At 73.0% G+C, this 13,051-nt stretch carries 9 protein-coding genes; 3 read left to right on the forward strand and 6 right to left on the reverse strand.

What is annotated here, in order from left to right; all coding sequences use genetic code 11:
- Positions 1 to 9 precede the first annotated feature (9 nt).
- Complete coding sequence (locus tag SCWH03_RS20275) at positions 10 to 1,467, forward strand: dihydrolipoyl dehydrogenase family protein (protein WP_173265708.1); 1,458 nt, start codon at positions 10 to 12, stop codon at positions 1,465 to 1,467.
- Between the two features lie 146 nt (positions 1,468 to 1,613).
- Here the strand turns inward: SCWH03_RS20275 and narI are convergent, their stop codons facing one another.
- The 4 genes from narI to SCWH03_RS20295 are packed head-to-tail and all read right to left on the reverse strand — an operon-like array spanning position 1,614 to position 8,512.
- On the reverse strand, positions 1,614 to 2,381 hold the full coding sequence (gene narI, locus SCWH03_RS20280) for a respiratory nitrate reductase subunit gamma (protein WP_173265709.1): 768 nt from the start codon (positions 2,379 to 2,381) through the stop codon (positions 1,614 to 1,616).
- A complete protein-coding gene (gene narJ, locus SCWH03_RS20285; RefSeq protein ID WP_173265710.1) occupies positions 2,378 to 3,199 on the reverse strand; it encodes a nitrate reductase molybdenum cofactor assembly chaperone in 822 nt (273 codons plus the stop codon). Before narJ ends, narI begins: the two co-directional genes overlap by 4 nt.
- The gene (gene narH, locus SCWH03_RS20290; protein WP_173265711.1) at positions 3,196 to 4,722 is read right to left on the reverse strand and encodes a nitrate reductase subunit beta; all 1,527 of its coding nucleotides are present in this window, start codon (positions 4,720 to 4,722) and stop codon (positions 3,196 to 3,198) included. Before narH ends, narJ begins: the two co-directional genes overlap by 4 nt.
- Position 4,723: 1 nt before the next feature.
- The gene (locus SCWH03_RS20295) at positions 4,724 to 8,512 is read right to left on the reverse strand and encodes a nitrate reductase subunit alpha (RefSeq protein WP_173265712.1); all 3,789 of its coding nucleotides are present in this window, start codon (positions 8,510 to 8,512) and stop codon (positions 4,724 to 4,726) included.
- Between the two features lie 616 nt (positions 8,513 to 9,128).
- Between SCWH03_RS20295 and SCWH03_RS20300 the strand changes: the two genes are divergently transcribed.
- Positions 9,129 to 10,343 (forward strand): MFS transporter, encoded by a 1,215-nt coding sequence (locus tag SCWH03_RS20300; RefSeq protein WP_254076903.1) that lies wholly within the window; start codon positions 9,129 to 9,131, stop codon positions 10,341 to 10,343.
- Positions 10,344 to 10,602: 259 nt separating this feature from the next.
- Positions 10,603 to 11,646 (forward strand): universal stress protein, encoded by a 1,044-nt coding sequence (locus tag SCWH03_RS20305; protein WP_173265713.1) that lies wholly within the window; start codon positions 10,603 to 10,605, stop codon positions 11,644 to 11,646.
- A 10-nt stretch (positions 11,647 to 11,656) separates the two neighbouring features.
- Here SCWH03_RS20305 and ppk2 read toward each other — a convergent pair whose 3' ends face one another.
- Both ppk2 and SCWH03_RS20315 read right to left on the reverse strand, forming a co-directional pair.
- On the reverse strand, positions 11,657 to 12,460 hold the full coding sequence (gene ppk2 / locus SCWH03_RS20310) for a polyphosphate kinase 2 (RefSeq protein ID WP_173265714.1): 804 nt from the start codon (positions 12,458 to 12,460) through the stop codon (positions 11,657 to 11,659).
- Between the two features lie 121 nt (positions 12,461 to 12,581).
- Positions 12,582 to 13,049, reverse strand: coding sequence for a Crp/Fnr family transcriptional regulator (locus tag SCWH03_RS20315; protein WP_173265715.1), 468 nt, complete (start codon positions 13,047 to 13,049; stop codon positions 12,582 to 12,584).
- Positions 13,050 to 13,051: the final 2 nt, after the last annotated feature.

The following is a 13,051-nucleotide window of genomic DNA, read 5'->3' on the forward strand; positions in this document are numbered from 1 at the left end:
CTGGTCCCTATGACGGCAGCCGTGGAGTACGACGTCGTGGTGCTGGGGGCCGGGCCGACCGGCGAGAACGTGGCGGACCGCACACGGGCCGCCGGACTGAGCACGGCCGTGGTGGAGGGCGAACTCGTCGGCGGAGAGTGCTCGTACTGGGCGTGCATGCCGAGCAAGGCGCTGCTGCGGCCCGTGATCGCGGGCTCCGAAGCGCGCCGGGTGCCCGGTGTCCGCCAGGCGGTGCGGGGCCCGCTCGACGCGGAGGCCGTCCTCGCCCACCGCGACGGGATGACCTCGCACTGGAAGGACGACGGCCAGGTCTCGTGGCTCGACGGGATCGGCGCCCGGCTGTACCGCGGCCGGGGCCGGCTGCACGGCCCCCGCAGGGTCGTCGTCGAGGGGCCGGAGGGCGAGCACCATGTGCTGACCGCCCGGCACGCTGTCGCCGTGTGCACCGGCAGCCGCGCCGCCCTCCCCGACCTGCCGGGCCTCGCCGGGGCCCGGGCGTGGACCAGCCGCGAGGCGACCAGCGCGCGCACCGTGCCGAGGCGGCTCGTCGTGGTGGGCGGCGGGGTCGTCGGTACCGAGATGGCGACCGCCTGGCAGGGCCTCGGGTCCCAGGTGACCCTGCTGGTGCGCGGCCGGGGGCTGCTCCCGCGGATGGAACCGTTCGTCGGCGAGCACATCGCCGCGTCGCTGGCCGGGGCCGGGGCTGCCGTGCGGACCGGTACGGGTGTGGTCGCGGTCAGCCGGCCCGACCCGGGCGGACCGGTCACCGTCGTCCTCGACGGCGGCGAGCTGATCGAGGCCGACGAGGTGCTGTTCGCCACGGGCCGGGCCCCGCGCACCGACGACATCGGGCTGGACACGGTGGGTCTGGAGCCCGGCTCCTGGCTGTCCGTCGACGACAGCTGCCGGGTGGACGGCCATGACTGGCTGTACGCCGTCGGAGACGTCAACCACCGTGCCCTCCTCACCCACCAGGGCAAGTACCAGGCCCGGATCGCCGGTGCCGCCGTCGCGGCCCGCGCCCGGCGCTGCCCGCTGCTGGAGACCGACCGCTGGGGCGCCCACGCGGCGACGGCCGACCACGACGCCGTACCGCAGGTGGTGTTCACCGACCCGGAGGCGGCCGCGGTCGGACTGTCACTGGCGCAGGCCCGCGCCGCCGGGCACCGGGTCCGCGCGGTCGACAAGGACCTCGCGGCCGTGGCCGGCGCGAGCCTGTTCGCCGACGACTACCGCGGTCGCGCCCGGATCGTCGTGGATCTCGACCGGGGGATCGTCCTCGGCGCCACCTTCGTCGGCCCGGGCGTCGGCGAACTGCTCCACTCCGCCACGATCGCGGTGGCCGGGGAGGTGCCGATCGACCGGCTGTGGCACGCGGTCCCCCCGTACCCGACGATCAGCGAGGTGTGGCTGCGGTTGCTGGAGGAGTATCGGGACGGCAGCGCAGGCAGCGACACGGGCCCGTGAGGCCGTGCCGTGCCGTGCCGTGCCGTGCCGGGGTCCGGACCGGCAGCGGCGGCAGCGGGCCTGCCGGGCCCGTGAGGCCCTCGGCCGCGGCCGCCCGGCCCTCCTCCCGTCGATCGGAGCGCCGCCCGGGGGCGGGTCCGGCGGCGTCATGCGGCTCGTCCGGAGCCGGAGGCCGACCGGGTCCGTCCCGCTGCCGGGGTGGCACGTCGCCGGTAGACCAGGTAGGGCCGGGCGAGGTATCCGATCGGGGCGCTCCACACATGGACCAGCCGGGTGAAAGGCCAGGCGGCGAAGAGCAGGAAGGCGGTGAGGGCGTGCAACTGGAAGAGGAGCGGGGCTTCGGCGATGGCCTCGGGCCGCGGCTGGAGGGTGAAAAGGCTGCGGAACCAGACGGAGACGGTGGAGCGGTAGTCGTATCCGGCGCCGAAGACGTTGTGGGCGGCGGTGGCGGTGATGCCGAGCAGGACGGTGGCGGACAGCAGGGGAAAGAGGAGTTTGTCGCTGCGGTCGGTGCCGAGGCGGATCCGGGGGGTCAGCAGGCGCCGGGCGCACAGCATGCCCAGCCCGGCGACCATGGCGACGCCGGCCACGGAGCCCGCCCAGACGGCCGTGGTGTGGTACGCGTGCTCGGAGATTCCCGCCGACTCGGTCCACGAACCGGGGATGGCAAGACCGGCGATGTGTCCGGCGATCACCAGGAAGGCGCCGATGTGGAACAGGGGGCTGCCCCAGCGCAGCCAGCGGTGCTCCAGGAGCTGGGTGGTGCGGGAGGTCCAGCCGAACTGGTCCTGCCGGTAGCGCCGGACGTGCCCGACGGCGAACACGGCCAGACAGGTGTAGGGGAGGGCCACCCACAGGAAGAGGTCCCCGCCGCTCGCGGAGGAGACCGCCAGAGGGGTGTGCACGGCGTTCATCGGGGGCCTTCCGTTCGGGTGGTGGGAGCCGGTGGCCGTCGGGTCGGCGGGGCCTGCATGGGCGGCACGAAGGCGTCCGGAGGAGCGAACTCCCCTTCCCCGTACCTTCCGTAGGGGGCGAGGCCGACTTCCTCGTTCGGCGGCCCCTCGGCGACGAGCTGCTCCACCGCCGCGCGGTCCGCCGCACTGGGCGGCGGCAGCAGGGTGAGCAGCGCGGCAAGGACGTGCCGGTAGGGGGAGCCGGCTTCGGACAGCGCCCGGTGGATCAGTTCGAGACCACGCCGGTGCCGGCGCAGCGGCGCCTCTCCGCCGCCCGGACCCGCCAGGGCGGCGAACTCCAGCACGACCGGCAGATGGTCGGGCAGTTCACCGCCGTCGGTGTCCCAGCCGGCGGCCCGGTAGCGCTGGTTCAGGGTGAGCAGGGCCATGCCCCGGCGGCGGGTGTCGCCGTGCAGGTAGTAGGTGAGGTAGAGGCTGCTCTTGCGGCGCAGGTCGAACATCTCGACGTAGTGCCGTTCGAGTGCCTCGGGGCGCTGGGAGGTGAACCAGCCGGTGAACCGGGCCAGTCGCTCCGCCGCGGGCGTGGCGGGCATGGCCCCCACGGCGGCGGCCAACTCCGCGCGTGCCGAGGTCAGTTCGGAGTCCGGATACTGGAGGAGCAGCGAGAGGAGCCGCAGCGTCAGCGCCCGGTCCGCCTTCTCCGCGGGGGTGAGCCGGGCCGGGCGGCGTACGGCTGCCCGGACGCGGGTGCGGATGAGGGCGGGAATCGACGGGGGTCCTTCCAGGCGTTCGGCACCGGGGGAGTGCGGCGGGTTCACGGACGTCCTCCGGCAGTGGTGTCGCGACGCAGGGTGGGGATGCCGAGCATGACCCGGCGGGGCTCGGCCTCGCCGGATGCCCCGACGGGGCAGCGGCCCTCCAGGGCGGTCAGTGCGGCGGCGTCCTCCTTGTGGGCGGCGGGGACGACATAGCGGTCGGCGTACTTGGCGACGGCGAGCAGCCGGTGCAGGTCCTCCGCCTCGCGCGTGGTGAGGCCGACGGCCTTGAGCACCGCGTCGTCTCCGGTCCCGCCGAGGGTCCGTTCCCGCATGTACGAGCGGAGCGCGGTGAGTTTCATCAGCACGCCGGCGACGGCGTCCGCGTCCCCCGCCGTGAACAGCTCCGCCAGATACTCCAGCGGGATGCGCAGCCGGGTGACGGCGGCGAAGACGTGGTCGGGGTCGTCCTGGTCGCCGCCGGCCGCGTCGACGGCGTCCAGCACGGGCGACAGGGGCGGTACATACCAGACCATCGGCAGGGTGCGGTACTCCGGGTGGAGCGGCAGCGCCACCCGGTAGCGGGAGACCAGGTCGTGCACGGGGGAGCGGCGGGCGGCGTCGAGCCAGTCCTCGGGTATGCCCGACTCCCTTGCCGCAGCCAGGACTTCGGGGTCGCGGGGGTCCAGGAAGACGCCGCGCTGGGCGTCGAGGAGGTCCTTCTCGCCGGGGGTGGCCGCGGCCGCGCCCACGCGATCGGCGTCGTACAGCAGCAGGCCGAGGTACCGAAGGCGTCCGACGCAGGTCTCGGAGCAGACGGTGGGCTGGCCGGCCTCGATGCGGGGGAAGCAGAAGGTGCACTTCTCGGCCTTGCCGGTGGCGTGGTTGACGTACACCTTCTTGTACGGGCATGCGGTGACGCACATGCGCCAGCCGCGGCAGCGGTCCTGGTCGACCAGGACGATGCCGTCCTCGACCCGCTTGTACATCGCACCGGACGGGCAGGCAGAGACGCAGGCGGGGTTGAGGCAGTGCTCGCACAGGCGGGGCAGGTGGAAGAGGAAGGTCTGCTCGAACTCGAACCTGACCTTCCGGGCCCACTCTCCGGTGAGGTTGGGGTCGCCTCCGGCGTGCTCGGGTGCGCCGCCGAGGCCGTCCTCCCAGTTGGCGCCCCAGGTGATGGCGGTGGGCTTGCCGGTGAGGACGGAGCGGGGACGCGCGACGGGGATGTCCCTGCCGGCGGGGGCGCCCACGAGGTTGTCGTAGTCGTAGGTGACCGGCTCGTAGTAGTCCTCGATGGACGGCAGGTCGGGGTTGGAGAACAGGGACAGCAGGCGCGTGACGCGGCCACCCGAGCGCAGGACGAGGCGCCCGCGTTTGTCGAGCATCCAGCCGCCCTTCCACCGCTCCTGGTCCTCGTAGCGGCGCGGGTAGCCCACGCCGGGTTTGGTCTCGACGTTGTTGAACCAGGCGTACTCGACACCGGTGCGGTTGGTCCACGTCTGCTTGCAGGTGACCGAGCAGGTATGGCAGCCGATGCACTTGTCGAGGTTCATCACCATCGCGACCTGGGCCATGACACGCATCTCAGTACTCCACATCCTGGCTGCGGCGGCGGATGACGGTGACCTCGTCGCGCTGGTTGCCGGTCGGGCCGTAGTAGTTGAAGGCGTAGGTGAACTGGGCGTAGCCGCCCGCGAGATGGGTGGGCTTGAGCAGCAGCCTGGTGAGGGAGTTGTGGATGCCGCCGCGCCTGCCGCTGACCTCGGTCCTGGGGACGTTCACGTTGCGGTCCTGGGCGTGGTACATGTACACCGTGCCCTCGGGCATGCGGTGGGTGACCACCGCACGGGCGGTGACGACGCCGTTGCGGTTGTACGCCTCGATCCACTCGTTGTCCTTGACGCCGATCCTCCCGGCGTCGGCGGTGGACATCCAGATCGTGGGTCCGCCGCGGGACAGGTCGAGCATGTACTTGTTGTCCTGGTAGTTGGAGTGGATGGACCACTTCGAGTGCGGGGTCAGATAGCGGACGGCGACCTCGGCCCGGCCGGGGTCGCCCAGGCGCTCGTCACCGTAGTGCCGGGAGGTGTTCAACGGGGGCCGGTAGACGGGCAGCTGCTCACCGAGTTCGGCCATCCAGTCGTGCTGGACGAAGAAGTGCTGGCGGCCGGTCAGGGTGTGCCAGGGCTTCCTGTGCTCGGTGTTGATGACGAACGGGGAGTAGCGCCGTCCGCCGGTCTCCGAGCCCGACCACTCGTACGACGTCATCACGGAGCGGGGCTGGGTGCGGGTGTCGGCGAACGTGATCCGCTCGGCCTCGCGCTCGGAGGCCAGCTCGACCAGCCCCCGGCTGCCGGTCCTCCGCTGGAGCTCCCGGAAGCCCTCGGTGGCCAGACGCCCGTTGGTGGTGCCGGACAGCGCGAGGATCGCCTCGCACAGGTGGGACGCGGTGGCGAGCGAGGGCCGCCCGGCGGCCACACCGTCCCGGACGGTGCCGTTGCGGCGACGGAGGTCGTCGATCTCCTGGTCCGGATGGACGGTGATGCCCTTGGTGGTGGTGCCCAGCGTGTCCAGCAGCGGACCGACGGCCCGCATCTTCTGCCCGATCACGGCGTAGTCCCGTTCGACGACGGCCAGCTTCGGCATGGTGCGTCCGGGGACCGGTTCGCACTCGCCCGCCTTCCAGTCCCGTACGACCCCGCCGGGCTGGGCGAGTTCGTCCGGGGTGTCGTGCAGAAGCGGCACCGCGAGGACGTCGGTGCGGGTGCCGAGGTGCTCGGCGGCCAGCTCGCTGAACCGGTCGGCGATGGCCAGGAAGGCGTCGTAGTCGGTGCGGGCCTGCCAGGGCGGGGCGATGGCCGGGGTGAAGGCGTGTACGAAGGGGTGCATGTCCGTGCTGGACAGGTCGTCCTTCTCGTACCAGGTCGCGGCCGGAAGCACGACGTCGGCCAGCAGGCCGGTGGAGGTCATCCGGAAGTCCATGCAGACCAGCAGGTCCAGTTTGCCCTCGGGAGCCTCCTTCCGCCACACCACGTCCTTCGGCCGGTGCTCGGGCGGGGTCTCCTCGGAGCGGACCGCCGCGTCGGTGCCCAGCAGATGGCGCAGGAAGTACTCGTTGCCCTTGCCGGAGGAGCCCAGGAGGTTCGCCCGCCACACGGTCAGTACACGGGGGAAGTTGGCCGGGTCGTCGGGGTCCTCGGCGGCGAACCGCAGCCGCCCCGACTTCAGCGAGTCGACGATGTGCTCGGCCACCGGCCGGCCCGCACGCGCCGCCTCGTCCGCCAGATCGAGCGGGTTGCGGTTGAAGCCGGGATGGCCCGGCGTCCAGCCCAGCCGGACGGCCTGCGCCAGGCAGTCGGCGAACCCCTTGCCGCCGAACCGCCCCTTGCCGAGCGGTGAGGCCAGCTCCTCGGGCCCGAACGCCTCGTAGCGCCACTGGTCGGAGTTCAGATACCAGTACGAGGTGCCGGCCATGTGCCGGGTGGGCCGCTGCCAGTCGAAGGCGAACGACAGGTGCTGCTGCCCGGTGACCGGGCGGACCTTCTCCTGCCCGACGTAGTGCGCCCAGCCGCCCCCGTTGACGCCCTGGCAGCCGGTCATCGTCAGCAGCGCCAGGAACGCGCGGTAGATGGTGTCGGAGTGGAACCAGTGATTCGTGCCGGCGCCCAGCGCGATCATCGACCGGCCGTTGGTGCGCTCGGCGTTTCGGGCGAACTCCCGGGCGATACGGGTCGCCTGACCGGCCGGGACAGAGGTGATCTCCTCCTGCCAGGCCGGTGTGCAGGGCTCGGACGCGTCCTCGTACGACGACGGCCAGCTGCCGGGAAGACCGGGCCGCCGCACCCCGTACTGCGCGAGCATGAGGTCGAAGACGGTGGTGACGAGCCGTCCGCCGATCCGGCGCACGGGCACGCCGCGCATCAGGACCGAGCCGCCCTCCGTGGCGCCCTCGTCGAACCGGGGCAGCGCGATCTCGACGGTGGCCTCCGCCCGCTCCAGCAGGCTCAACTCGGGTACGACACCGCCCAGATCGAGGTTCCAGCGGCCTCGCCCGGCCTCCCCCCACCGGAAGCCGAGCGAGCCGCCGGGGACCACCGGCTCGCCGGTGGCCCGGTCCAGGAGGACGGTCTTGAACGCCGCGTTCTCCTCGGCCTCCGTGCTCTCGGCGTTCTCCGTGCTCTCGGTGTCCTGCCTGCTCTGCGTGCTCTGCGTGTTCTGCGAGGTCCCCGCGGCCTTCTCGTGGGCGCCCAGGTCGGCCGCGGTCAGGAACCCGTCGGGGACGAGACCGCGGTCGTGCTCGCGCAGGGTCACCAGGAACGGCGCGTCGGTGAATGTGCGCAGGTAGTCCTGGAAGTACGGCACTTCGCGGTCGACCAGGAACTCCCGCAGAATCACGTGTCCCATCGCCATGGCCAGCGCGCCGTCCGTGCCCGGGTGCGGCGCCAGCCACTCGTCGGCGTGCTTGACGTTGTCGGCGTAGTCGGGGCTGACCGCGACGACCTTGGTGCCGTTGTAGCGGGCCTCGGTCAGGAAGTGCGCGTCCGGTGTACGGGTGACGGGGATGTTGGAGCCCCACATGATCAGATAGCCGGCGTTCCACCAGTCCGCGGCTTCCGGGACGTCGGTCTGGTCGCCGAAGACCTGCGGCGAGGCGATCGGCAGGTCGGCGTACCAGTCGTAGAACGACAGCAGGGTGCCGCCGATCAGCGAGTGGAACCGGGCACCGGCCGCGAACGACGCCATCGACATCGCCGGAATCGGGGAGAAGCCGGCGACACGATCGGGGCCGTACGCCTTGACGGTGTGCACCTGGGCGGCGGCGATCAGCTCGCTGACCTCGTCCCAGTCCGCGCGCACCAGACCGCCCTTGCCGCGGGCCCGCTTGTAGGCGCGGGCCTTCGCCGGGTCTGACGTGATCTCGGCCCACGCGGCCACCGGGTCGCCGAGCCGCTTGCGGGCCTCGCGCCACAACGTCAGCAGCGCGCCGCGCACATAGGGGTAGCGGACCCTGCCCGGCGAGTAGGTGTACCAGGAGAACGAGGCGCCGCGGGGGCAGCCGCGCGGTTCGTACTCGGGGCAGTCCGCGCCGATCGACGGGTAGTCGGTGGCCTGGTGCTCCCAGGTGATGATGCCGTCCTTGACGTACACCATCCACGAGCAGGAACCGGTGCAGTTGACACCGTGGGTGGAGCGCACCACCTTGTCGTGCGCCCAGCGGTCCCGGTAGAAGCCCTCCCACCTGCCGTCGACCGTGCCGAACACCGCGCGTCCGTCGGCCGACACCTCGCGGCGGGTGAGCAGCCTGCGGGCCGCCAGCGGCCAGCCGCCGCCGTCGTGCCACGCGCGCCGCCGTGCGTTCTGATCGTTCTCCATGGCCAGGACGCTAAGCGGCGCACGGCGTCCGGCACCTGGGGCCTGCGGTCCCCGGAAGACGGCCTACCCGGCCCATGATTCCGGTGGCAGCAGGGACCAACGGACCCGGTACCGGGGCCGGTCGGCCCGGGAGGCGGGTGTGCCGGGCCTTGCATGCTGGCCGTGATCGATCCGCAGGCGTTCATCCGCCTGTACGACCGCATCGCGTGCCTGCTGTGGCGGTCCTCCCCCGTCTCGTCCGCCGCAGGCGCAGCGGGTACGGCGCGTGTCGTCCGGTTCGGTCGTGCGTCCGGCCGCTCACGGCGGCCGGACGCAGCACCCTCACGCGGCTGTGTTCGACCGCCCGGGTCAACCGGGTCAACCGGGGCAACCGGGGCAACCGGGGCCCCTCGGGTGCCGGGCACAGGGACTGACGGCCCATGCCGCCTGCGAGCCCCGATACGGACAGTGGTCGCGGGACGCCGGCCTGGCGGGCAAGGGGCCCGCCGTGCGCGGGCGATCCCGGTGGCGCCGTACCAGCATGCACACGAAAGGGACGGACAACATGGCCCAGTCGTTCAAGTCGGAGGGTGACAGCTCACCGTCGGGTGCTCCGGTGGCCCGCCAAGCGTGGCTGATGCTGTCTCTGGCCACCGCAGGTTTCGCCGTGAACTTCTGGGCGTGGGCGCTGCTGAGCCCCCTGGGCCCGCGGTTCAAGGACAGCCTCGACCTGTCGTCGTTCGAGCAGTCGCTGCTGGTGGCGGTGCCGGTCGTGGTCGGTTCCCTGGGCCGCATTCCGGTGGGGGCCCTGACGGACCGGTTCGGTGGGCAGGTGATGCTGCCGATCGTGTCCGCGACCACCATCGTGCCGGTGCTCTACCTCGGCGTGGCCGGCCACTCCTCGCTTCCCGCCCTGCTGGTCGGCGGCTTCTTCCTCGGCATCGGCGGCACCGCCTTCGCAGTCGGCGTACCCTTCGTCAACGCCTGGTTTCCCCCTGAGCGGCGTGGTCTCGCCATCGGCGTCTTCGGCGCCGGAATGGGCGGCACCGCACTCAGCGCCCTGACCACCGTGCGGCTGGTCGACGCGCACAGCATGGCCACCCCGTTCCTCATCACCGCCGCGGTGCTCGCCGCGTACGCCGCGGCCGCCGCGCTGCTGCTGCGCGACGCCCCCGGACGCACCGTGCCCACCGAGCCGCTGGCCCGCCGACTGGCCGCGACCGCGCGGCTGGGTATCACCTGGCAGGCGTCCGCGCTGTACGCGGTCGCGTTCGGCGGCTACGTGGCGTTCTCCGTCTACCTGCCCACCTACCTCAAGACCGGCTACGGGCTCACCCAGGCCGACGCGGCGAACCGGATGGCCGGATTCGTGGTCCTCGCGGTGGCGATGCGCCCGGTCGGCGGCTGGCTGTCCGACCGGCTGGGCCCGGTCCGGGTCCTCGCCGGCTCGCTGGCCGTGGTCGTCGCCGGAGCGGTCGTGCAGTCGTTCACCCCGCCCCTGGCCGCAGTCGGCACCCTCGCCTTCCTCGCCATGGCCGCGGCGCTCGGCGCGGGCAGCGGAGCGGCATTCGCCCTGGTGGCCCTGCTGACCCCGGCTGCCCAGGTCGGCTCGGTCACCGGCGTGGTCGGCGCCGCGGGCGGCCTGGGCGGCTTTCTGCCGCCGCTGGTGATGGGCTCGCTGTACGGCGAGTACGGGACCTACGCGGCCGGCCTCGCCCTGCTCGCCGTCGTCGCCGCCGCGGCCCTGGCCTACACCCTCACCGGTGTCCGCTCCGCCGTCCGGGACGACGACCGGACGTCCCCGCCCATGCACCCGAACGGGATGTCCGGTTCCGGCTCCCTTCAGGCCTAGTGCCGCGTCAGGCAGGGTCTGCCCGCCGGCGGCGGCGCGGAGCGGCGTCCGGTGCGGTGCGTCGCACGGCGCCCGATCGGCCTCGCAGCGGGCCTACTCGGTTGATTCGGCAACGCGGCGAGTCGCCGTGCCGGGCGTCGCGACGCGGCGGACGTCGCCTGACGCGGCACAAGCCGCGCAGTTCGCGGTGACGATCGAGACCGGACTCTACGAAACTCGGGGCACCTCACTGACAGCCCGCTCGGAAGGATCGAAGACCATGAACACGGCGGATGGGAACGCAGTGGACGGGAACGCGGCGGACGGAAACGCTTCGTCCGCAAGCGCGGCGGACGGGAACGCGGCCGGCGCGGGAGCCCGCGGCGGGCCGCTGGTCGTCGGCGTCGACGGTTCCGAGCCGAGCCTGCGCGCCGCGGACTGGGCGGCCGACGAGGCCGCCCTGCGGGGTGTGCCGCTGAGGGTGGTGTACGCCTGCCTCTGGGACCGGTACGAGGGCGCCGCGCTCGCCCTGGACATCGGCAGGCCGACCGAACCGCCCCTGCCGCGGGACGTGGTGGACGCCGCCGCCGCACGCGCCAGCGCCCGGCACCCCGACCTGCGGGTCACGACCGACGTGGTGTTCGAGGAGCCGGGGTCCGCCCTGATCCGCGCGGCCCGGAGCGCCTCCGCGCTGGTCGTGGGCAGCCGCGGCCGCAGCGGTGTCGCCGGGACGGTGCTCGGCTCGGTCAGTCTGACCGTCGCCGCCCACGCCGACTGCCCGGTGATCGTGCTGCGCGGCAGCCACGGCAGCCACGGCAACCACGGCAGCCACGGCAACCAGGCGCCGCCGCCGCTCCACGGGCGGGTCGCCGTGGGCGTCGGCGGGGACGCACAGGAATCCTCGGCGGTGCGCTTCGCCGCCGAGGAGGCACGGCGCCGCGGCGTGCCGCTGGAGGCCGTACGGGCATGGCGCCGCCCCGCGCACGAGCCCTGCGGCCATCCCCTGGCGGTCGGCATGCCGACCCGCCGGTGCGACGGGTGCGACGGGTGCGACGGGTGCGACCGGTACGAGGAGCGGGCCGTCCAGGTGCTCGAAGCGGCGCTGAGGGGCCTCCCCGCGGACGTCGAGGTGCGTCGGCGCACCGTCGAGGGACACGCCCGCCGGGCGCTGGTGGACGCCTCGCACCGCGCCGACCTCCTGGTCGTCGGAGCGAGACGCCGCGAGGGGCACCTCGGGCTCCAGCTCGGCCGCACCGCCCACACGGTGCTGCACCACTCCGCCTGCCCCGTCGCGATCGTGCCGCACCAGGCGCACGAGGCGTGATGACCGGCCCTCAGAGGCTCGCCGCGTGATCGGGGACATAGGTCCGCAGATCACGCGGCGGGCGCTCGTAGCCGGTTGACGGGGGCCGCTCCGGAAGTTCCAGCACCGGGGGCGGCACCTCGTGGTAGGGCACGGTGGCGAGCAGGTGGGCGATCATGTTCAGCCGGGCCCGGCGCTTGTCGTCGCTCTCGACCACGTACCAGGGCGCCTCGGCGATGTCGGTGTGCACCAGCATCTCGTCCTTGGCCCGCGAGTACGCCTCCCAGCGGGTGATCGACTCCAGGTCCATCGGCGACAGCTTCCAGCGCCGCACCGGATCCTCCAGCCGGCGCCGGAACCGCTCCTGCTGCTCGGCGTCGCTCACGGAGAACCAGTACTTGCGCAGCAGGATCCCGTCCTCCAGCAGCATCCGCTCGAAGACCGGGCACTGGCGAAGGAAGAGCTGGTGCTCCTTCCCGGTGCAGAAGCCCATCACGTGCTCGACGCCCGCCCGGTTGTACCAGGAGCGGTCGAACAGCACGATCTCCCCGGCGGCCGGGAGGTGTTCGACGTACCGCTGGAAGTACCACTGGGTGCGCTCGCGCTCGGTGGGCTTGGGCAGTGCCGCGATCCGGGCGACGCGCGGGTTGAGGTGCTCGGTGACCCGCTTGATGGTGCCGCCCTTCCCGGCCGCGTCCCGCCCCTCGAAGACCACGACCAGCCGGGCTCCCTCGGAGCGCACCCACTCCTGCAGCCTCACCAGCTCCGTCTGCAGGCGGAGCAGCTCCCGCTCGTACGTATCGCGCGGCACCTTCGCCGCCTTCTTGCCGGCCATTTCCGCCTCCCTCGCCCGCCGACCCGTGTCGACGACTTCAACGTAGTCGCCGGCCCCCGGTCGAGAGGGCACCGCCCGGCTCCGGCCCGACGTCCGTCGCGGCAGCAGCTCGTCCTCCACGTCACCGATGCCGGCCGCCGCTGCCGCAGGGGGCGTACAGGTCCAGCAGCCGGGTGCGGGTCGAACGCAGCCGGTGGGCGAGGACGCCGCCCACCCACTGGGCGACGCTCGCGCCGAGGGCCGGGTCGTCCCGGCACATCGAGCGGATCGCGACGGCGTCGAACTCGTACGCGCGCACAGGGCTGGTCGCCTCGGCGCCCAGATGCCAGGAGTGGGGGGCGTACAACCAGGACCAGCCGACGAGTTCGTTGTGCCCGAGGGTCTCGATGACGGCGGCACGCGGGCCGGGCACACGCATGTCCAGGTCGACCGAGCCGGTGCGGATGACCCAGAACCGGTCGGCGCGGCCGCCCTCCTCGAAGAGGCGGGTGCCCTCGGGGAAGGACACCTCCCGAGCGGAGTGCATCAGGCGCTGCCTGTGCTCGGCGGGCAGTGCCCGCAGCATTCCGGCCGTGGCGGGAGCGTTCATAG

It is taken from the genome of Streptomyces pacificus, assembly GCF_011766325.1.
Taxonomy (GTDB): domain Bacteria; phylum Actinomycetota; class Actinomycetes; order Streptomycetales; family Streptomycetaceae; genus Streptomyces; species Streptomyces pacificus.

Bases quoted from the DNA above. Each gene is read 5' to 3' on its own strand.
- SCWH03_RS20300 (WP_254076903.1), top strand. From the start codon at position 9,129: ATGCTGTCTCTGGCCACCGCAGGTTTCGCCGTGAACTTCTGGGCGTGG.
- SCWH03_RS20305 (WP_173265713.1), top strand. From the start codon at position 10,603: ATGAACACGGCGGATGGGAACGCAGTGGACGGGAACGCGGCGGACGGA.
- narH (WP_173265711.1), bottom strand. From the start codon at position 4,722: ATGCGTGTCATGGCCCAGGTCGCGATGGTGATGAACCTCGACAAGTGC.
- ppk2 (WP_173265714.1), bottom strand. From the start codon at position 12,460: ATGGCCGGCAAGAAGGCGGCGAAGGTGCCGCGCGATACGTACGAGCGG.
- narI (WP_173265709.1), bottom strand. From the start codon at position 2,381: ATGAACGCCGTGCACACCCCTCTGGCGGTCTCCTCCGCGAGCGGCGGG.
- SCWH03_RS20315 (WP_173265715.1), bottom strand. From the start codon at position 13,049: ATGAACGCTCCCGCCACGGCCGGAATGCTGCGGGCACTGCCCGCCGAG.
- SCWH03_RS20295 (WP_173265712.1), bottom strand. From the start codon at position 8,512: ATGGAGAACGATCAGAACGCACGGCGGCGCGCGTGGCACGACGGCGGC.
- SCWH03_RS20275 (WP_173265708.1), top strand. From the start codon at position 10: ATGACGGCAGCCGTGGAGTACGACGTCGTGGTGCTGGGGGCCGGGCCG.